This window comes from Staphylococcus sp. IVB6214, assembly GCF_025558585.1.
Taxonomy (GTDB): Bacteria; Bacillota; Bacilli; order Staphylococcales; family Staphylococcaceae; genus Staphylococcus.
On sequence record NZ_CP094723.1, the window covers coordinates 1,867,400 to 1,886,892 of the forward strand.

Sequence of the window (19,493 nt, forward strand, 5' to 3'; positions counted from 1 at the left end):
ATAATTATAAAGTGATGAATGGTTTGTACTTATTGGAAACACACCGTATATTCGATACAATCAGTATAAATATGGTTTTAAGGAGTCAATTATGAATTTTAATACACGCCCTACAACAGATATCGCCAAATCATTGCTTGGTGTCAAACTGGTTTACGAATCCCCTACACAAACGTTTTCTGGTTATATTGTAGAAACAGAAGCTTATCTTGGTACAATCGATCAAGCTGCTCATAGTTATCAAGGTAAACATACACCTCGTGTTCACTCATTATATCGTAAAGGTGGCACGATTTACGGTCATATGATGCATCGCTATTTGCTTATCAACTTCGTCACACAACCCGAAGGAATTCCTGAAGGAGTTTTAATACGTGCGATTGAGCCAGAAGAAGGGCTAGAAGCAATGATACGTAATCGTGGTAAGCGTGGCTATGAAGTTACCAATGGACCGGGTAAGTTTACGACAGCTATGTCTATCCCTCGAACGATTGACGGCACACGGCTTAATGAAGGTCGCCTAAAAATTGATACGAAAAATCGAAAATACCCGAGAGAAATTGAAGAAAGTCCACGGATTGGTATTCCAAATAAAGGCAAATGGACCGACGCACCTTTACGCTTCACAGTGAAAGGCAACCCTTTTGTATCTCATATGCGTGTGCGTGATCGTCAACATCCCGACGAAACTTGGCGAAAAACGAGGTTGTGAGAGAAGCGCTTAGGGATTGAGCAGAACCAAAATGGCAATCAAAATTGCTTCTTATTTTGTGGAATTGCAAGTAATAGGTGATTCATATGTGCCTATGCTTTATAGGCTTCTCACATCTCTAATCACACTTACAAGGGCACTACAACGAGATTCATCATCATTTTCGTTGTAGTGCCCCAAGTTCTGCCGAGATTCTTGTTCCTGACATATTGCTTATCAATTTTTCAAAATACCAGTTCTTGCGTTACATTCCCTTTAATCTAACAATGTTACAGTACCTTTATTATTTGTAATTTTAATGACGTTACTTTGTTCTTCACTTTGTTGCATAATAGATGTGTAATTAGTAAGATCTTCCAAATCTATTATCCCGTCACTATTTTTCGTTGTGATACTAACATTTTGAAGTACTTTCACAAATGTTACGTCGATGTTCCCAAATTGATTGTCCAATGTCATTGGAATATCAGCAGGTACATCATCAAGCGTCGCATCGCCTTTACGCACTTTCATCGCTACTTCTTTCAATTGTGAGGCGCTCAAGTCAAAAGCACCGTACGTCAATTGACCTTCTAATCTGCCAATTCGACTATTCTCCATATCAAAAGAACCTTTGTTCATCTTAACTACCATTTGTTTCGTATTAAGATGTTCAACATCAACCGCTCCCCACTCACTCGTTACATTCAAACGAGATAATTCTGACTGTGGCACTGTTAATGTGTAATTCGCCCCTTTATTAATATGAAATGGATTGACATTCACATTCACTTGCGGATTTTCTTCCCCTTCTAACCCAAGCGTCAACGTATCTCCTTTTTCTGTAATAACTGGTTTCTTTCCATCATTATGTCCTTCTATCTTCAACTCATCTCCAGCAACCACGTTAAGATTTGTCTTCTTCAAGTTAATATCGATATTTTTTATTGCTTTTCCATCAAATGTTTGTGATACATGAACTGTTTGTTCTTCATATTTATTATCAACTTTAGAATAATAAAATGCGCCGACTGTTCCAATGAGTGCGAATACGATTCCAACGATTAAAATAATAAGATTGAATTTTTTCATCCTCGTGCACTCCTTTTCACAACTTTGACGTTGAATTTTAAGTACTTAATTAATAAAATAAATGTCCATTTCGTTAGGTAGAAACATAAAACATACAGTATTAACCCTAAGCCAAAGTAACCAAAAGCTGCAAACCAATCTGGCGTGATAAGCTGAATATGGTCATAAAAATAGTTTGCCCAGAGTAAAAATGCAGGCAATCCAATCATTACGATACTTGCAATTGCCAATCCAACTAAACAACCTAATACTGCTAATAGAGGCCCTAACACGATGACAAAGTTGAGAAAACTTAATGCAATCACTGATAAGATTGCCCCAAGCATATTACGTGCACCACCTGTTTCTTCCACTTGTGTTACCGCTGAATCTGCCACTAACTCTTTGGCAATCGTTTTTGGATCTCCTAATGTTGCGATGATTTCTTCTTCCGTCTTCCCATCGTGCATCCCTTCGACAAAATGATTGTCATACTCTGCAACGATGTCTTGCTTTTCTTGTTCTGGAAGTCGCTTCAAATGGTAATATAGTGTATTTAAATAATCTTTCTTCGTCACTGTTCCTCACTCTCCTTGATAAATACTGATACAATTTCAGCAAATGTTTCCCACTGCATACGCAATTCTTTCAAACGCTCTGATCCTTCCGGTGTCATCTCATAATATTTTCGTGCCGGTCCTTCAGAAGAGGGTTGATAATAAGTTGATAAGTAACCTTCCTTCACCAATCTTCTTAATATCGGATAAACCGTCCCTTCTGCAATGGACATATGCCTTGAAATATTTTGTACTAAAGAATAACCATATTGTGGTGCACGCTTAATAATAAGCAGAACAATCATCTCTAGCGCACCTTTTTTAAACTGTACATTCATATTTTCACCTCAATATGCATTAATCAGTACTATTTAATATATAGTAGTGAATTTAAGTAAATTATATCACCCAGTACTATACATTGCAATATAGTATGTCATTATTTAAGCGTACGCCGAAAAATTATAAAAAGTTTCATTGTAACGCTCTAAAATATTATCTTAATCAGATATTTCAATCGTATGAACAAGTGTTTCATCTTCTGTGTCTATAAACAGTTGATAACGTTCCCCTTGTAATTCATCTTCACCATACATCCAAATAATGTCATTGATACCATCTAAACGAATGTCTCCTGATATCATTGTCTCCCCTTTAGAATTAACTAAAATATACGTCGGAATCGGTGCACCTTCAATATTTGTAATTTTCAATTTAATATGCAAACATTTGGCTTCGCACACATTCTCAACTGTTACATCAAAACTAACAATTCGATCATTAGCCCGTTCAATTACCCATAACTTTTCCAACTCTTGTAACAACTGTTCTAACATAAAATGAGATTGCACATGGACGGTAATCGTATTAAGCCCAGCATGAACAACGTGTGTGATGTTATACATCTCTCTAGATAGACTCGTGTTATTAAGGGGGGTTCCATTCACACAAAGCTGTGTTTCTTGTGATAACAGACGTGTATCTAAAAAGTAGTCCTTGCTATGGTCATAGTCTTTGATTTTAAACTTCTTTGTATACCCTATTGATTGTCCTACATGATTACTCAGTGACTTCCATTCTCCATACAGTGGCGTAATCGCATGTATTTGCTGAATGGCGGGATGATTATAATACTCTTGATGACTACTGTAAGGCAGACGATACCTTTCCATCCAACTATAATCTTTTATATTTTTTAACATTTTAAACTGTCTTTCAACCATAAATTTCTCTCCTGCATCATTGCTTTTAATTATTTTTTTACCATAGAAATTTAGCACAAAAATATTAAAAGTTATATTCAATTATAATGAAAATATATACTAAAATGTTTCCATATGATGGATGGATCAGGATGGTAGAGTGAATGCAATTATTATGGAAAAAATTTAAAAAACAATACATAGAAGCAAATATTGATGAGTGTGGCATCGAAGTAGGTGCCCCGTACACAGGCTATGAGTATCAAGTGACTAAACATGCTGTACTCCATGTTGTCATGTCTGGGAGTGGTACCTTCAGTTACAATGGTAAAACGCATTTTTTAGAAACGGGCGATATCTTTTTGTTACAACGTGGAATGAATGTAAACTACACCGCTTCCTTAGACGACCCTTGGATATACTATTGGGTTGGTTTTAGCGGACAACTCGTAACTGACTATTTGAATCGTACACAACTTATCGACAATCCTGTCATTACACATACTGACACAAGTAAGATTTCAAAATTAGTAGAACGTATGTGTTACACGGCTCAGAGTTACACAATTGAGCAATCTGATGACATTCAACATATGAGTGACTTATACAATTTACTCTACGCCCTTTACCAAGCATCACCTAAAAAGTTCAATCAACAAGAAGCAGATATCTACGAAAATGTAAAAGAAGCTATCCGCTATATGAATCGGTCTTACATGCAGTCCATCACAATTGAACAAGTCGCTCGTCACGTCAATATCAGTCGCAGCTATCTTTATAAGTTGTTCAAACAGAATTTCGATCAATCACCACAAAGTTATTTGATGCAACTCCGCATGTCTCAAGCAGCAAAACTACTTCACGAAACATCTTTGCATTGCCAAGAAATTGCGACACGTGTTGGCTATCATGAACCATTGATGTTCTCCAAAGCATTCAAAAAGTTTTTCGGTGTGACACCTACGATGTATCGCAAAAAGAAAGGTATCCACAACACACCCTAATTGGAAAAAAACGCCTTGTTTTTGAGTATTCAAATGACGTGCATATGTTTATGGTATGATTTGATGACTAGGTATTTTAGTTTTACAAATTACATAATTATACCAAATATTCATTTTGATATAGATTTTTTATTTGTTAAAAAGTATAATGATATCGTGTGGTATTGTAAGCCTTTTCTCAATTCACAACTAAGGGGGAATACATAGTATGATCGAATTAAATAGTATTACAACATTATTTATCGCATGTCTGTTACTTATTATCGGACAAGCAATCATCAATAAGGTGGAGATTTTTAATCGTTTGAGCATTCCAGCACCAGTTATTGGTGGATTAATTTTTGCGATTATCTCAGCTATCTTATCGTCAACAGGTGTACTTAAAATTCAATTAGACGGTAAATTTTTCCAAGACTTCTTTATGTTAGCATTCTTCACAACAATCGGGCTTGGTGCATCATTTAAACTATTAAAATTAGGTGGAAAAGTACTGATCGTCTACTGGATTCTATGCGGTGTACTCGCAACATTCCAAAACGTCATCGGTGTATCTGTCGCAAAATTATTAAATATTGATCCACTTCTCGGTCTAACTGCTGGGGCAATGTCTATGGAAGGTGGACATGGTAATGCTGCGGCTTACGGTCAAACAATTCAAAACTACGGGATTGACTCGGCTGTAACAGCCGCACTCGCTGCTGCAACATTGGGGCTTGTTGCAGGTGGTTTATTAGGCGGACCTGTTGTGCGCTATCTCATCAAAAAATATGATTTAGCACCGAACAACATTAATGCAGTTCAAAAAGATTATTCAGAAATTGATATTAACAAACGTTTACACAAAAACTTTTCATTAAACGAAGTATTCTTTATTCAAATGGCGATTATTTTATTCTGTATGGCATTAGGGACATACCTTGGTGAGCAATTCAGTGCTGCAACTGGATTTAACATTCCACTTTATGTCGCATCTATGTTTATCGCTGTTATTATTCGAAATATTTCAGAACTCTTCAACTTAAACCTTGTTGATTTGAAATTAACAAACCAAATTGGTGATATTTCATTAAGCGTATTCTTATCACTTGCGTTGATGAGTATTCAATTAACTGAAATTTACAACCTTGCTCTACCACTTGTAATTATCGTGTTATTCCAAATTCTTTTCGTTACATTATTCTCTATCTTCGTCGTCTTCCGCTTACTCGGCAAAGACTACGATGCCGCTGTAATGATTGGTGGTTTCATCGGTCACGGACTTGGTGCAACACCAAACGCGATGGCGAACTTAGATGCCATTACGAAAAAGTTTGGTAACTCACCACGTGCATACTTGGTTGTACCAATTGTAGGTGCCTTCCTTGTAGACTTACTTGGTGTACCAATTATTACATTATTCATTGAATCATTCAGACCGTAAATTTAAAAAGCACGATGCCAGTATAAGTGGCATCGTGCTTTTAATTTATTATGCTTGGCGTCTAATCTGCCAACCATATGGATCTTTTAATTGTGACCAATCTGCATCGATTTCATGTGCTTTCAACAAGCAATCATCAAGTTCTTTCGTAATCGCTGCTTCATCTAAATCAATACCAATCACAACAAGTTGCGTTTGACGATCTCCATATTCTGGATCCCAATCTGCACGTACATCTTCACGCTCTTGAAGAATTGCTCCACGTTCAGCTTTTGGCATCGCTGCCACCCAGTAAGTTACTGGATGAATATCGACAACACTACCTGCTTGTGATACAAGACATGCCACTTCATTGTATTGCGCTAACCATGCAATCCCTTTAGCACGTACAATGTTTTTAGACATACCTTCTAACCAATCGTTAAAACGTTCTGCATGGAACGGTAGACGACGTTTGTATACAAATGATGAAATGCCGTATTCTTCTGTCTCAGGTGTATGATTTTCATGGCCACCCGCTTCTAACTCTTGAATCCAACCTGCAGATTGGCTAGCTTTTTCAAAGTTAAATAGTCCCGTATCCAATACCTCTTCTAAGTCAACTTGCCCTTTAACTGTTCGAATCACTTTAGCTGTTGGTTGTAACTTTCTCAACATTGCTTCTAATCGATTCATTTCATCTTCAGAAACTAAATCTGTTTTGTTGAGTACGAGTACGTCACAGAACTCAATTTGATCAATAAGTAAGTCTGCAATCGTACGTTCGTCTTCTTCAGCAACTGCTTGATCTCGATCTAACAACAAGTCTTCTGACTGATAATCTCTCATAAAACGGTGTGCATCTACAACCGTTACCATCGTATCTAATTGACATAACTCTGTTAAATCAATACCGATTTCTTCATCGATATAAGAGAACGTCTGTGCCACAGGTACCGGTTCAGAGATTCCTGTCGATTCAATCACAATTTGATCGATACCACCACGTTCTGCAATTGCTTTTACTTCTCGTAATAAGTCTTCTCGCAACGTACAGCAAATACAACCATTTGATAATTCAACAAGCTTTTCATCCGTACGTGAAAGCCCACCACCATCTGCAATCAAGTCTTTATCAATATTGACTTCACTCATATCGTTAACAATCACCGCAATACGGCGTCCTTCACGATGATTCAAAATATGGTTGAGTAACGTTGTTTTTCCAGAACCTAAATAACCACTCAACACCGTGACTGGTACTTTTTTCTCTATCATTGATAGCCCACCTTTATTAAATCGTAATCGTTACGTTTTAAAGTATATAACACGGTTCCTAGCTAGCGCAACCTTTAATGTTTTTTCATACTGCTTCATGCTATATTTAAAATACAGTGAAACAGAAGGAGTGATTGTTATGTTAACTTATCCTTTTATCGACCATACATTTGTAGAACCTGATTGGATTGACCGAAATGGCCATATGAACGATGCGGAATATGCACGTGTTTTCAGTCTTGCAATCGATCATTTTCATGATCAAATTGGCTTATCAACCCCTGAGCGTAAAGCACGTAACTACACCGTATTTACACTCGAGACACACATCACCTATTTGCGCGAAGTTGAACAAGATCATACGTTGGATATAAAAGTACGTATTTATGATTATGATGATAAACGCACACACTTTTTTATGGAGTTATTTGATATCGAAACAGACACATTATGTGCAACTGGTGAAACGATGATGATGGGAATTGATAATGAAACACGTCGTGCAGCACCTTATCCAGATGATATTTATGAACAACTGGCGCATTATTACACATCTCAAGGTAAACAAGAATGGCCAAACCAACGTGGTCATCAAATTGGTATTCCACGCAAATAGTATAAAAAAACGGAAGTCCATTTTTTGTGGTGGGCAGATAATAAAAAGTAACTAATTTTATTTTTAACTTAATCATAACATGTAGTCATCTCTACATTCATTTAAGCGTACAGTTTAATTATTAATTGTGCGCTTTTTCTATACCATCATTTCTTTAATACTCGCTTGCCAAGGCGCCTCACTTCAACTAATTTTGGCTTTATTGAATAAAAGAAGCCAAAATGGATTTTCCGTTCGGCTTGTTGCCTTAGGCGTCTCGTATTAGAAATGATTTTAGATACACATCTCTAAGTGTGTTAGGACATATTAGATAGCGATTACTACGTAATATATTTATGCAGCGTTATTTATTAGTAAACTATCCTTTTTACGTCGTTGATATAGCTTAAAAATAATCAGTATCCTTGCCTTGAAGTTATTAAAGTTTCGATAGCCATATGATACACGTTTAATAAGCTTAATTTTATTATTGATACCTTCAATCGCTCCATTGTTTAACTTAGGGTGTTTAATTGTTGAATAAAGGATATACTCGTATTTTTTATAGAACCGAATGACACGCCAAACACCACGTGATACATGCTTCTTTTCAACACTCATTAAAGTTTCTTTGAAACGTAACCAATCACATTGTTTTAATGCTTCTCGAAGGTGATGAACTAACATATATGTGTCATAGAGCTGCTGATCAAGATTTAATAGATACTCTAAAATATCTCTTGATGTCGTATACGTTTTGAAGGACTTCGACCAAAAGTATTCATAGCTGTTGATATCTTGTCTGTCAGAAAGGAAAAGTTTCCAGTGTTTTTTTCATTTTCGTGTAATCTGTTGATGACTTATAGCGACAAGTATTCATTATAGAAATACGTTGCTTATTAAGTTCACGGTTAAGGTGCTGAACAATGTGAAAACGATCAAAGATTAAAATCGCATTCGGGAATACTTCATGAATGAAGTTAATGTAGGGTTCATACATATCGGCTGTGACCGTTTTGACAGCTAATCGTTCACGACGATCAAAACGATAGAAGTACTCTTTAAGTTTGTGAATACGTCTATCTTCTAAGATATCGATAATCTGATTCGTTTCATTATTTATAAACAGAAAACTCATCGCTGTTGTCACATTTTTAACGCTTTTAAATTCATCTATGGAGAGATGTTTAGGCAATCCAGATGAAGGTTTTACTATTAATGATTGTGAGATATGGTGAATACATCTCTTAACTGTGCTTGGTGAAACACTACAATCATTAGCAATGTCTATCTCAGACTGTACACGTGTGAGTTTGTCCTGAATCGCTAATTTCACACGGTTAGTAATAAAGCAATTACTATCAACAATGTTTGTTTGAGCCGTAAAAGTCTTTAAACAATGTAGACACTTAAAGCGTTCTTTCGCTAAATTAAGATAAACATTAGACTCTTGAGATTTTAATAGTGTTAAACGCGAAACACGTTTACCGTGCTTATGTATTTGTCCGTCATTGACACAACCACACTTCATACATGCCTTTGGTGTATAAGAAAGTGTTCCATAAACAACCGTAGAAAGCTGACCACGCACTTCTACATCTTCTTCCACTTTAAGAACTTGAATATTTTCATCTTTTATTTTTAATAGTTTTAATATATCATTACACATAGGCGCATCATGTCTCCTCTCATTTTTTGTTTAGGCACTTAAAATTATAGAGGCATGAGCGCTTTTTTTGTATCAAAATGATTTAAAAAACAAAAAAGGGCGGGACAGCAGTTCATGCCATCCCACCACAAAAGATTAAGACCCAAAAAAACCGAAAATGAACAGAACCGCTCATTTTCGGTGTTTTTATGTTAACGTTGATAATGCGTGTCAATCGTTTGTTGAATATAGGATTGTGCCTGTTCAAACTGTTCTCGTTCCGTTTCATCTAATGTAATCTCAAAGACATACTCGATACCTTGACGTGTCACTAATGTTGGTAAACTCACCGCTAAACAGCCATTCGATGCTAAAGATGTCAGTGGCAGAATTGACTTTTCATTGAACATCAAACTTTTCACTAACTCCACCGTTGTCTTTGCAATTGCTACATTCGTCCATCCTTTATCGTGAAACACATCAAAAGATACTTTATCAATCTGTTGCGTGATATGTGTACGGTCAATTTTAGGTTTGTTAGAGAGTGACTCAAACTCTGCCAATGGCATGCCCGCAATTGTTGTTTTACTCCACACAGGCACCGCATGTTGCCCATGTTCTCCGATCACAAAGGCTTCTACACTTTTCGGGTCAATTTCGTAGTGATTCGCAATTAAAGTTCTAAAGCGCGCACTTTCCAACAACGTACCTGTCCCCATAATTTTGTCGTTTGGATAATCATTGACTTGTGTTGCGATATACGTCACCGTATCTACTGGGTTCGACACAAAAACAATTAATGGTTGCTGAGTTACATTATTGATATGATTCATAATGTCCGTAACCACTGTAACGTTCCCTTTTGTCAGCGCCGTTCGATCAGGCATATTTGGATCGGTTTCAACACTTGCTGTCACAACTACAACATCCGCATCAGATAGGTCTTGATAATCTCCACATTTAATCTGAATATGATTTGTTGACCTTAGTCCTTGTGCATGCTGATGATCCACAACTTCTCCCCTTGCTAACTGTTCATTCGTATCAATGACAACAATTTCAGAAAACAAATTCAAATATTGAATATCTGTTAGAATTTGGCTTCCTACTTTTCCAATACCAATCAATCCTAATTTCATCATTAACATCCCCTTCATTCTTTGACATTGGTTTTATTTACACTATAACAATCTTCACCGCCAATACAAGCTTTTGATGAATTTTGATACAAAAAAGGTCGATTAACCACACGGCAATCGACCTTTTCATACTACGCGTCAGTTTCACCACGCGCAATCATCTCTCCTTTTGTAACAACAGGATAATTTTTGAAGACAATAGCGCCTAACAATCCTGAAATGAAGCCAATCACTGCCATTACAACACCGTACATCACAACTGTTGACCAGTCATTAAAACCAAACATCACGAGAAAGCCGGCAATCGGTGTTGCAGTCCCTGTGGCATCATTAATCAAACCTGATAGCGCAATCACAAGCCCTGCGGCTGCCCCACCGACGAAGTTCGTTAAGTAGACTGGAATCGGATTGGCTGATACGATATCCGCTTGTGATAGTGGTTCAATACTCACTGAAATGGTATCTTTTCGATCACCAAGTCGTAAGCGATGGAACAATGTCCCGTTCATAAATGCTGAGCTAAAGGCTGCCATCGCACCAATCGCCATCGGCACACCCGTTAAGCCTAACAGCGCTGTTAACGCCATAGAACTCAGTGGCGCCGTTCCTACTACGGTAATAATACCACCAAGCATAATTCCCATAAATATTGGGTTCGTATCTGTCGAGCTTTGAATGATATCCCCTATTTTTAATAGTGTATTATTAACCACTGGTGTTAAGCCCATCGCAATTAAACGTGCAAGCGGAGCTACAACGATGACTGCCCCAATTAAGTCCACACCATCTGGCACATATTTTTCTGTATACTTCATCAAATAACCAATGACATACCCTGCAAAGAATCCGGGTAACAAATCCATACCACCACATGCCGCAGCAATAACAAGCGCATATACAGGCGACACACCAATCGCAAGGGCAGTTAATCCGGCTGCTGCCACACCGCCTAAACCACCTGCCGCATCTCCTAGTTCACCTAAAAATTTAATACCTAGCACTTCACCGCCGACATATTTATTGAATGCTTCAACTAAAAAAGTCGCAATTGCAGCGTTTGCTAACGCCCCCATCGCGCGCATCCCATTCGGTGCTTTATAAGTAAATAACGTAAAAATAACTAAAACCAAAATCAAAAATAATGTACCAATCAATAAATCCATAGAATCTCTCCTCTTAGTCTTAAAATTCAAGAGATTGAGAAGCAGGCTTTTATCCCAACCGCTTGGTTACTAAAGTGAAAATATCCTTTGACAATTTTTCCACTGATTAACTACTTTATTTCTAAAATTTTATATAAGAGTTATTTTACTAAATATTTTTATTAATTGCACGGAAATTTTTTGAATTTTTCATAAAAAGGTTCGAAAAAAGCTGAAATACGTAAAAACGTATGATCAGCTCTTTTAAAACTTATTTATTGATCTATTGTTTTGCGAATTTGTTTCAATACTTTATGTGATTCCACAATTGGATAAAGTGGGAATGCCGTTACCATATCTTTGTATTCATAGAAATGCAATGGCTGTTGCTCTGCATCAAAATAGTTGCGTAACTGACACATATCAGGGTAAAAGATTTCACTTGTTCCCCCAAACATATACACAGGTGGTAATCCGCGCATACTACCATACATTGGGGAAATACGTGGATCTTTACGTTCTAAATCACCTGCCCATACTTTCGCAATTTGTTGTAATGTGAAGATGTTTTGAATTGGATCTTGTTTTTGTACTTGTTCTGTAATATCGGGATTAGATAATGATAAATCCAACCATGGTGAAATTAAATATAGTTTACCTGGCAATGGTAATTCATCTTGTTTTAATAAATGTTGAACAAAACTCAACCCCATATTTCCACCAGATGCATCACCCATGATGACAATATTTTCAGGTTCTGTTTCTTTCAATAAACGACGATACGCTTCTTCAATGGCAGCGTGTGTCTCACGATATGTGTAAGTTGGTGCTTTCGGATAGATTGGCATCACAACTTCATGTAATGTTTCGTATGCCAACTTGTCCATAAAACGCCAATGAAATGCAGAAGGTTGTAATACGAACGTACCACCATAAATATATAAAATTTTATTTTTAATGTGATGACCGAAATTAAAACGAAAGACTTGCATCTCATCAAATTTATCTTTAACAAGATTAGATTTAATATTAATCTGGTCGGGTTGTTTATGCTTTTCTTCGTTTAACGCGCGACGTTTATCTAAAAAAGCTTCTATCTCTGGCTCTGTCTTAAATTTCATATGTCGTTGATGAGACAAATAACGCCCCATTAACTTACTCATAATATTTCGTTTCAATACGATCCCTCACTTTATTTTTTTATTATAAACACATTATAATGAGCTATATCTATAAATGAAAGCGTGTTAAGGATAAATCTATGCTTTTATTCACGCATGTACACGCTCTAATATAGCTATGATTCTTGTATAGTTTATCATATTGTCTTTCATTTTCGATGAATCTTATATAATAACTTTGAAAGATTCATATCTTATAATATAATGATACATTATTGTGGGCTGTTACACTATTCAGCTTACAGAAAAGAGGCTATTTATGAATCAATCAACCTTAAATGATACACAGAGGGTTTATTACACGCGACAACCGAAAAAACGACGCTCGTGGGTGAGCTTTATTCTAACTTTAATTGCCATGGTCCTTACTGCTATGGCCGCTTACAGTATGTACCGAGACCCTTTGTTTACATCTAGTTTTCTCAATCAAGAAGTGAATTATCATCAATTCCAACAGTTCACACAACAACTAGGCAGCCAAGGGCTTATCGATGTATCAAGTTTTGAAGAAGAATTATCTCGGTTATTATCAATGATCAATATCTTTTTCGTGTTATGTTTCGTCAATATTATTTTAGCGATATTAACGCTTGTATTTAATCGCACATTACTCAAAATTTTAAATTTTATTGTGTCATTAGGCGTATTATTGATTCCAGTTATCTTGCTATACATCATTCGTGACGCCGCTACACAATTAGCAAGTGCACTTGAACCATTACAATCTTTAGTTGGAAATATAGAAGCAACCTCATTACTTGCCGAATCAAATGCTGTTCACAACGCGATTATCTATACAGGTATTGCTGCTTTTCTATATCTCATTAGTTTGTTCTTCCGCAATCGAAAAATTGGAACACGATTATAAACATTACAAAGTCGAACCGAATTGATGCCGCTTCGACTTTGTGATTTAATCTTCTACTGGCCACATTTCTTTATGTTCTGCCATATCCCAAAACATGTACTCATAATAACTTGTTCGCACGACAATATCTTCTAACGCTTGCAATTCTGTTTCGCTTTTACCTTCAACAACACAATCCATCATCTTTATCAATTCATCTGAAAGTTCGGTAAATGCATCATCACTATATGTTTGAATCCATTCACCATAAAACGGATGATCTGATGCGCCTTCTTTTTGATTCAACGCAAGACCAATATAGTTATAACTCCAAGTACACGTGAGTACTGCCGCAATGACATGTGCAATATCACCACGCTGTGCATGATCTAACATATAGCTCGTATAACCTGTTGTCGTACTGGCAGGCGATGTTTCTTCTAATTCATGTTCAGAAATCCCGAATTTTGCCGCATAATTTCTATGTAATTGCATTTCGGTATGCAACGTTTCATGAACGAGTGTGCCGAATAGCGTCATTGTTTTTAAGTCTCGTGCTTTTGCAACGCCTAAAGCAAACAGACGTGTATAATCAATGAGATACACATAGTCTTGTTTTAACCAATGCTTGAACTTCTCTTTGTCAAGCGTCCCATCACCAAGCCCTTTTACAAATGGATGTTCCAAGTAACTTTGCCAAATTGGTTCAACACGATTAAACAACCTTTCCGTAAATGTTGTCATAAATTTCAACCCCTTTTCATCTTAACAATGTCAACATCTCAAATGTCGTTACAAAATGCAAGCAGAAACTAAGAAATGATTGTATAAAAAAATCGTCACTACGATTTTTAATACGCTTCGTAGTTGACGATTTTAAAGTTTTTGTCATTTTCACCATCTTGTAGTAAGTAATGTGAACGGACAGAATCTCCTTGTTTCGTGTCCGCTTCTACAATGACTGAATAAAAGTTTTTAGACTTATTAATATATGTCACTTGCGGATCTTGCAATGGTTTTTGTTTTGATAAATCCGACGTCATTGATTTATAAAATGTAGTGTTTTCCAGTAAATATGGCTTGATGTCCTCGATGCGATTGTTTTGAGTTGCTTTGTTGCGTGCAGAAATATATTTTTTGATAAAATCACTGACTTTATCTTTCATATCTTTTTCTTGCTCTTTTTTATATTTTTCAATTGCTTCACTGTCAAATGCCACAGTGACTTCATTGGAATCTTTCACATCTTTCTCTGCAATCGTTTGAGATGACGCTTTAAATTTCTTACCTTGTATTTCACCTTGCGCAGTGATTGTTAGGTCTTTATTCAATGGAAATGGGCCATACGTATCATCTTTCGTCACATTTAAAGTTTCTCCATTTATCACAACTTTTTGCGTACCTTCATCTAGTGCATCCCCATTTTTCAAATGTACCTTCACACGCGTTTCTTCAAAATCTTCTGCGACATTGACTGTGTCATGATCACTTGAGCCAGTATTAAACTTTAACTTGCCTTTATATGTACCACGTGATGTTGTTTTTGTTACGTCCAATACATAGTCACCGGGAATATAATGTCCGATTTCAACCGCTTCTTTCCCTTTACCCATTACTTTCTTTTTGTTGTCGTTCGCAGAAAACTCATATGTGGCTTCTGTATCTGGTTTTAATACAGCTTTTTTCATCGGTGCTTGAAAGCTTAAATTATCAAAAATTAAATAACGACGCCCATTTTTACTGATGTGTAAGATTTCTTGATTTTTGTCAGTCTTAACAACATACGACACAGGGGAACCTTCATCGAATTGTTCTACATGTTGTAGTACTTTCTTTTCAAAAGATTTGATACCCATTTCATCTTTAATATATGAAATATATCGTTCTGCTTCCTGACGTCCAACTTTATTTTGTTTCGTACTGATCAAGTTTGAGACTTTTGCTGTATCATTGTTATCTACCGCATTCACTAAAATTTTAGCCTGTGCTTCTGGAGAGTTAAAATTTCGCAACAGTAAAAATAAGATTAATAATAAAACTGTAATAAATCCTATAATAATAAACGGAATCCATTTTTTTATAGATTTCGTGCCTTTTTCTGATGACTTGTCATTTTCTGTTTTCTGCGTCTGAGACTGTTTGTTTTTTGACGGTGGATCCACAGCAAAATGTACTTGTAGTCGACAATGTTGGCATACTTGTTGTTTATTCAGTTGTTTGTGACAATAAGGACATTGCTTCATAGTTCCACCTCCACTTTTATACCAGTCACACACGTAGCACATCGTCATGAATGCTAAAGATAACATCTCACCCTAAGACTTGCCAATAAAAAACATAATGAAACCCACTTTATTCTAGGTGATTGGAAGTTGCGCTCTTTCGCACAAGTCCTTTCAAACGTGTATCAATTTTCTCTAAAACTGCACGTGTTTCTTCTATTTCATCTTGTGGGATGTCTGATAACACTTCTGTCGCTAACTCTGTTATAAGGTTTCGAGAGTCATGCACAAAGTCCATCCCGTATTCAGTCAACTCAACATATTTCAATCGTCGATCTGCATCATCATTCGTATATGCAAACTGCACAAGTTCTAAATCTAGAAGCTTCTTGACACGTCTACTGACTGCTGCTTTGTTAACCCCTTGTCGTATCGTAATCTCTGTGAGTGTTAATGCTTTTTCGTGTGACAGCATCAATAAGACACTTGACTGTTCATTTGATATAGCGTATTGTGCGCGTAAATCTTTTAGGACGCCCGCTGTCAAGGCGTTCATATTCGTCATGAATTCACCCATAAAACGAATATGCTGATTCATAATGTCATGATTTGACATGGCTTGCACTCCTCTGTTTTTCATCCCCATAACGCATCACCTTTATCAACCATTTCTTAATATAGAAACTGTTAATTCTTATCCATATCCCAAAAATTTAGTATCATGGACTATATATTTTTAATAAAGGAGCTTGAATATGGGCATCATACATTCAATTATGACATTATTATATCTTATTCTTTTATGTATGGCGAAATATATCCCATGGAAACACGGACCATTAATCCCTTTCCAAGTAATTTTATGGATAAATGTTTTCACTGCATGGATCAGTATTACAACACAACGTCCACCATATGAAGGCATCTTTTTAATAATTATTTTATTCACAGTTCTTTTTATAAAACAACGAGATTCCCTGTTATCGCAACCAGATGGGAGATGGTTTTTGTGGCGTTTGAGTTGTTATATCATAGCTATCATAAGCCTGTGTGTTGGAAGTCTTCTCCTTTCAACAATCATGCCAACATTCATCCGCTTCTGGTTTGAACTGTTATATGCCTTATCACTCGTCTTTCTGATGAGTTTCCCTTACTATTTGTATTTTTCATGGTATTTAAGACATACGCACCCTAAAAAAGCACCCGATACTTTGCTAGTACTCGGTGCAGGGATTGAGACAGAATCAGTTTCACCATTGTTACAAGCACGACTTGATGCTGCGCTTAGTATTTCACACAAGGATACTCAGTGGATCGTCAGTGGTGGTCAGGGTGCGGACGAACCGATCTCAGAAGCACTGGCAATGCAACGCTACTTAATTCAACAAGGTGTATCAAAAACGCATATTCTATTAGAAGCACAATCGACGAATACACAGGAAAACATCACATATAGTCGGCCACTTATAGAGACTGACAGTCACTCTATCATTGTGACAAGTGACTTCCATCTTATGCGTGCTTTACGTATTGCACAGCAATCGAAGTTACCCGCCAACGGTTATGGCGCTATCTCTCCATTACGCTATCGTGCACGTTCATACTTACATGATTATTGCGGGTTATTATTACATCATCCAGTTGCGTGGTTTACCTTAACGCTTCTACTAATCCTATCTACCTTATTATAAAAAGGACCCTACAACATGTCGATACAACATTTGTAGGATCCTTTTAAATTTATTTCTGAGCGAGTTGTCCACTATCCAAGTAAAAAATACGATCAGCATATTCAAACAATCGTTCATCATGGGTTACCATCATCCCAATCGCCTTTTCATCACGTACTTGTGCTTTAATCATATCGACAACTTCAGTGGCACGTTTTGCATCTAAGCTTGCTGTTGGTTCATCTGCTAAAAGTAACTTCGGTTGGTTCATCCATGCACGCATAATCGCAACACGTTGCTTCTCGCCACCTGATAGCATGTGTGGGTAAGCATCGAGTCGATGACCAAGACCAATTTGCTCTAACAACGTCGTCGCTCGCGTACCGGCTTCTTTTTTAGACATCCCGGCTTCTTGACCGACTAAAATCAATTGCTCTTTCACCTTCAAATACGGCAATAAATGTGAAGCTTGAAAAATAAATCCAATGTTCTTTAGACGCTTCTCTGTTCTTTCTTTTGCTGACAATTGTGTAAGGTCTTCCCCATCTATGATGACTTGTCCTTCAGAAGGTGTTAATAAGCCACCTAGTATTGTTAGTAAAGTAGACTTCCCTGATCCTGATGCGCCATTTAAAATGACAAATTCTCCTGGTTGTACTTCAAAATCTAACCCTTTTAAAACGACTGTTTCTGCATCACCTTGACCAAAAGTCTTTACTAAGTTTTTAACTTTTAAACTCATGCAACACCGCCTCCTATTGCTTCGATTGGATCAATCCTATAAACACGGATAAATGATAATAAGGCACCAACTAATGTGACGAAAATAAAAATAACAATCGTCAACATGATCAATGTCGGTGTGACAATAAATGGCATTGTCGCTGGTAAAAACATCGATAATCCAACGACTAATCCAATGCCAATTAAGACACCTAACATGGTTACGAATAATATTTGAAGAATAAGCGCCCATAACAGATGACCTGTTTTGATGCCGACTGCTTTCAAAATACCGATTTCAGGTGTTTTTTGAATGGTCATAACATAGAAAAAGGCAGTTAAGACAATCGCTGTAATCACAAATAAACTCACAACCATCATATTCAACGGTAATTGTTCCGCTTGATAACTCGGAATCGCTGCCTTCAAGTCATCTTTTGTTACAACTTTAACACCATCAATCGATTCAAGTTCTGTCACTGTCGCTTTACCGCTATCATGCAATGGATAAACTGCTGTCGCTATCTGTTTGCCTGCAACTTGTGTCAAACCTTCATCAGTCATCATTGCTACATTGGCGTGTGAGTGCATCGCATGGTCAAAAAATCCAACGACTTGTATTTTTTGGTCACGTTCTGGAATCTGAATCCAATCGCCAACTTGAATCCCTTCCCCTTTTAGCTTACTATTCAAAACGACTTCTCGTTCGTTTTGAGGGTACTCCCCTTTTTCTAATTGTGGCCATTCTTTTTTAGGAATATTTGTAAACAACATGTCTTCTTTATAGTCATTAAACTTTGTAGACACTTGGGCTATTTTTATCGGTTGATCCTCAGTCACTTTTTCAATTTCTGCTTGTGTTTCAGGTGTGAATCGAGACTTTTCTAACAAGTTCTCGGAATCTTTCTGAACTACATATCGATCTGTTTGAAAACCATTCAGCATAGACACATTTTCACGTGCTAATCCTTGTGCGAGCCCTGTAATAAATAGCACCATGCTCGCTAATAAGACAACTATAAATAAGATGAGTGCATAGCGAAATTTGTAAAATGTTAATTCTGATATCGCTAATTTCATTGTTTATATCTCCCTTCTCGTTCATATCATGTCTCTACTATATC

The 19,493-nt window shown here is 36.7% G+C and carries 19 protein-coding genes and 2 pseudogenes; 7 read left to right on the top strand and 14 right to left on the bottom strand.

The window, feature by feature from the left end:
* The first annotated feature begins 91 nt into the window (after positions 1 to 91).
* On the top strand, positions 92 to 712 hold the full coding sequence (locus MUA51_RS09305; protein ID WP_262559545.1) for a DNA-3-methyladenine glycosylase: 621 nt from the start codon (positions 92 to 94) through the stop codon (positions 710 to 712).
* 255 nt (positions 713 to 967) lie between these two features.
* Here MUA51_RS09305 and MUA51_RS09310 read toward each other — a convergent pair whose 3' ends face one another.
* The 4 genes from MUA51_RS09310 to MUA51_RS09325 form a co-directional block, all read right to left on the bottom strand.
* The gene (locus MUA51_RS09310) at positions 968 to 1,783 is read right to left on the bottom strand and encodes a DUF4097 domain-containing protein (protein WP_262559547.1); all 816 of its coding nucleotides are present in this window, start codon (positions 1,781 to 1,783) and stop codon (positions 968 to 970) included.
* Positions 1,780 to 2,340, bottom strand: coding sequence for an HAAS signaling domain-containing protein (locus MUA51_RS09315; RefSeq protein WP_262559548.1), 561 nt, complete (start codon positions 2,338 to 2,340; stop codon positions 1,780 to 1,782). The genes MUA51_RS09310 and MUA51_RS09315 overlap by 4 nt, the downstream gene beginning before the upstream one ends.
* Complete coding sequence (locus MUA51_RS09320) at positions 2,337 to 2,657, bottom strand: PadR family transcriptional regulator (RefSeq protein ID WP_262559549.1); 321 nt, start codon at positions 2,655 to 2,657, stop codon at positions 2,337 to 2,339. The genes MUA51_RS09315 and MUA51_RS09320 overlap by 4 nt, the downstream gene beginning before the upstream one ends.
* A 162-nt stretch (positions 2,658 to 2,819) precedes the next feature.
* Complete coding sequence (locus tag MUA51_RS09325; RefSeq protein ID WP_262559550.1) at positions 2,820 to 3,542, bottom strand: hypothetical protein; 723 nt, start codon at positions 3,540 to 3,542, stop codon at positions 2,820 to 2,822.
* Between the two features lie 143 nt (positions 3,543 to 3,685).
* Between MUA51_RS09325 and MUA51_RS09330 the strand changes: the two genes are divergently transcribed.
* Complete coding sequence (locus MUA51_RS09330; RefSeq protein WP_262559551.1) at positions 3,686 to 4,525, top strand: AraC family transcriptional regulator; 840 nt, start codon at positions 3,686 to 3,688, stop codon at positions 4,523 to 4,525.
* A 208-nt stretch (positions 4,526 to 4,733) separates the two neighbouring features.
* Positions 4,734 to 5,945 (top strand): sodium/glutamate symporter, encoded by a 1,212-nt coding sequence (gene gltS, locus MUA51_RS09335; protein ID WP_262559552.1) that lies wholly within the window; start codon positions 4,734 to 4,736, stop codon positions 5,943 to 5,945.
* A gap of 48 nt (positions 5,946 to 5,993) precedes the next feature.
* Here gltS and MUA51_RS09340 read toward each other — a convergent pair whose 3' ends face one another.
* A complete protein-coding gene (locus MUA51_RS09340; RefSeq protein WP_262559553.1) occupies positions 5,994 to 7,202 on the bottom strand; it encodes a GTP-binding protein in 1,209 nt (402 codons plus the stop codon).
* Between the two features lie 139 nt (positions 7,203 to 7,341).
* Here MUA51_RS09340 and MUA51_RS09345 point away from each other — a divergent pair, with 139 nt between their 5' ends.
* Positions 7,342 to 7,818 (top strand): thioesterase family protein, encoded by a 477-nt coding sequence (locus MUA51_RS09345; protein ID WP_262559554.1) that lies wholly within the window; start codon positions 7,342 to 7,344, stop codon positions 7,816 to 7,818.
* Positions 7,819 to 8,151: 333 nt separating this feature from the next.
* On the opposite strand, the pseudogene MUA51_RS09350 reads toward MUA51_RS09345, so the two are convergent.
* The 3 genes and pseudogenes from MUA51_RS09350 to MUA51_RS09360 form a co-directional block, all read right to left on the bottom strand.
* Positions 8,152 to 9,466, bottom strand: a pseudogene (locus MUA51_RS09350) (ISL3 family transposase).
* A 191-nt stretch (positions 9,467 to 9,657) separates the two neighbouring features.
* Entirely contained in the window at positions 9,658 to 10,587 is a 930-nt protein-coding gene (locus tag MUA51_RS09355) for a lactate/malate family dehydrogenase (protein ID WP_262559555.1), read from the bottom strand.
* Between the two features lie 128 nt (positions 10,588 to 10,715).
* Positions 10,716 to 11,666 (bottom strand): PTS sugar transporter subunit IIC, encoded by a 951-nt coding sequence (locus tag MUA51_RS09360; RefSeq protein ID WP_346657949.1) that lies wholly within the window; start codon positions 11,664 to 11,666, stop codon positions 10,716 to 10,718.
* Between MUA51_RS09360 and MUA51_RS09365 the strand changes: the two are divergent.
* Positions 11,656 to 11,748, top strand: a pseudogene (locus MUA51_RS09365) (hypothetical protein); the annotation flags it as partial. The gene MUA51_RS09360 and the pseudogene MUA51_RS09365 overlap by 11 nt on opposite strands.
* 253 nt (positions 11,749 to 12,001) lie before the next feature.
* On the opposite strand, the gene MUA51_RS09370 reads toward MUA51_RS09365, so the two are convergent.
* Positions 12,002 to 12,904, bottom strand: a complete 903-nt coding sequence (locus tag MUA51_RS09370; protein WP_262559557.1) for an alpha/beta hydrolase fold domain-containing protein — start codon at positions 12,902 to 12,904, stop codon at positions 12,002 to 12,004.
* A 262-nt stretch (positions 12,905 to 13,166) separates the two neighbouring features.
* Between MUA51_RS09370 and MUA51_RS09375 the strand changes: the two genes are divergently transcribed.
* Positions 13,167 to 13,775, top strand: a complete 609-nt coding sequence (locus MUA51_RS09375) for a hypothetical protein (protein WP_262559558.1) — start codon at positions 13,167 to 13,169, stop codon at positions 13,773 to 13,775.
* A 45-nt stretch (positions 13,776 to 13,820) separates the two neighbouring features.
* Here the strand turns inward: MUA51_RS09375 and tenA are convergent, their stop codons facing one another.
* From tenA to MUA51_RS09390, 3 genes are all read right to left on the bottom strand, one after another.
* On the bottom strand, positions 13,821 to 14,498 hold the full coding sequence (tenA, locus tag MUA51_RS09380; protein ID WP_262559559.1) for a thiaminase II: 678 nt from the start codon (positions 14,496 to 14,498) through the stop codon (positions 13,821 to 13,823).
* A 107-nt stretch (positions 14,499 to 14,605) separates the two neighbouring features.
* Entirely contained in the window at positions 14,606 to 15,997 is a 1,392-nt protein-coding gene (locus MUA51_RS09385; RefSeq protein WP_262559560.1) for a membrane-associated protein TcaA, read from the bottom strand.
* A 109-nt stretch (positions 15,998 to 16,106) separates the two neighbouring features.
* Positions 16,107 to 16,592: a MarR family transcriptional regulator TcaR gene (locus MUA51_RS09390; protein ID WP_262559561.1), complete on the bottom strand. Its 486-nt coding sequence runs from the start codon at positions 16,590 to 16,592 to the stop codon at positions 16,107 to 16,109.
* A 139-nt stretch (positions 16,593 to 16,731) separates the two neighbouring features.
* Between MUA51_RS09390 and MUA51_RS09395 the strand changes: the two genes are divergently transcribed.
* Entirely contained in the window at positions 16,732 to 17,667 is a 936-nt protein-coding gene (locus MUA51_RS09395; RefSeq protein ID WP_262559562.1) for a YdcF family protein, read from the top strand.
* A 49-nt stretch (positions 17,668 to 17,716) separates the two neighbouring features.
* On the opposite strand, the gene MUA51_RS09400 is transcribed toward MUA51_RS09395, so the two are convergent.
* Positions 17,717 to 18,388: an ABC transporter ATP-binding protein gene (locus MUA51_RS09400; protein WP_262559563.1), complete on the bottom strand. Its 672-nt coding sequence runs from the start codon at positions 18,386 to 18,388 to the stop codon at positions 17,717 to 17,719.
* On the bottom strand, positions 18,385 to 19,449 hold the full coding sequence (locus tag MUA51_RS09405; RefSeq protein WP_262559565.1) for an ABC transporter permease: 1,065 nt from the start codon (positions 19,447 to 19,449) through the stop codon (positions 18,385 to 18,387). Before MUA51_RS09405 ends, MUA51_RS09400 begins: the two co-directional genes overlap by 4 nt.
* Positions 19,450 to 19,493: the final 44 nt, after the last annotated feature.

What these genes read in the sequence shown, in the direction of transcription:
- MUA51_RS09405 (WP_262559565.1), bottom strand. Translation starts at nt 19,449, where the DNA reads ATGAAATTAGCGATATCAGAATTAACATTTTACAAATTTCGCTATGCA.
- MUA51_RS09385 (WP_262559560.1), bottom strand. Translation starts at nt 15,997, where the DNA reads ATGAAGCAATGTCCTTATTGTCACAAACAACTGAATAAACAACAAGTA.
- MUA51_RS09305 (WP_262559545.1), top strand. Translation starts at nt 92, where the DNA reads ATGAATTTTAATACACGCCCTACAACAGATATCGCCAAATCATTGCTT.
- tenA (WP_262559559.1), bottom strand. Translation starts at nt 14,498, where the DNA reads ATGACAACATTTACGGAAAGGTTGTTTAATCGTGTTGAACCAATTTGG.
- MUA51_RS09310 (WP_262559547.1), bottom strand. Translation starts at nt 1,783, where the DNA reads ATGAAAAAATTCAATCTTATTATTTTAATCGTTGGAATCGTATTCGCA.
- MUA51_RS09325 (WP_262559550.1), bottom strand. Translation starts at nt 3,542, where the DNA reads ATGGTTGAAAGACAGTTTAAAATGTTAAAAAATATAAAAGATTATAGT.
- MUA51_RS09320 (WP_262559549.1), bottom strand. Translation starts at nt 2,657, where the DNA reads ATGAATGTACAGTTTAAAAAAGGTGCGCTAGAGATGATTGTTCTGCTT.
- MUA51_RS09390 (WP_262559561.1), bottom strand. Translation starts at nt 16,592, where the DNA reads ATGTCAAATCATGACATTATGAATCAGCATATTCGTTTTATGGGTGAA.
- MUA51_RS09375 (WP_262559558.1), top strand. Translation starts at nt 13,167, where the DNA reads ATGAATCAATCAACCTTAAATGATACACAGAGGGTTTATTACACGCGA.
- gltS (WP_262559552.1), top strand. Translation starts at nt 4,734, where the DNA reads ATGATCGAATTAAATAGTATTACAACATTATTTATCGCATGTCTGTTA.
- MUA51_RS09395 (WP_262559562.1), top strand. Translation starts at nt 16,732, where the DNA reads ATGGGCATCATACATTCAATTATGACATTATTATATCTTATTCTTTTA.
- MUA51_RS09355 (WP_262559555.1), bottom strand. Translation starts at nt 10,587, where the DNA reads ATGATGAAATTAGGATTGATTGGTATTGGAAAAGTAGGAAGCCAAATT.
- MUA51_RS09340 (WP_262559553.1), bottom strand. Translation starts at nt 7,202, where the DNA reads ATGATAGAGAAAAAAGTACCAGTCACGGTGTTGAGTGGTTATTTAGGT.
- MUA51_RS09330 (WP_262559551.1), top strand. Translation starts at nt 3,686, where the DNA reads ATGCAATTATTATGGAAAAAATTTAAAAAACAATACATAGAAGCAAAT.
- MUA51_RS09360 (WP_346657949.1), bottom strand. Translation starts at nt 11,666, where the DNA reads ATGCGCGCGATGGGGGCGTTAGCAAACGCTGCAATTGCGACTTTTTTA.
- MUA51_RS09345 (WP_262559554.1), top strand. Translation starts at nt 7,342, where the DNA reads ATGTTAACTTATCCTTTTATCGACCATACATTTGTAGAACCTGATTGG.
- MUA51_RS09400 (WP_262559563.1), bottom strand. Translation starts at nt 18,388, where the DNA reads ATGAGTTTAAAAGTTAAAAACTTAGTAAAGACTTTTGGTCAAGGTGAT.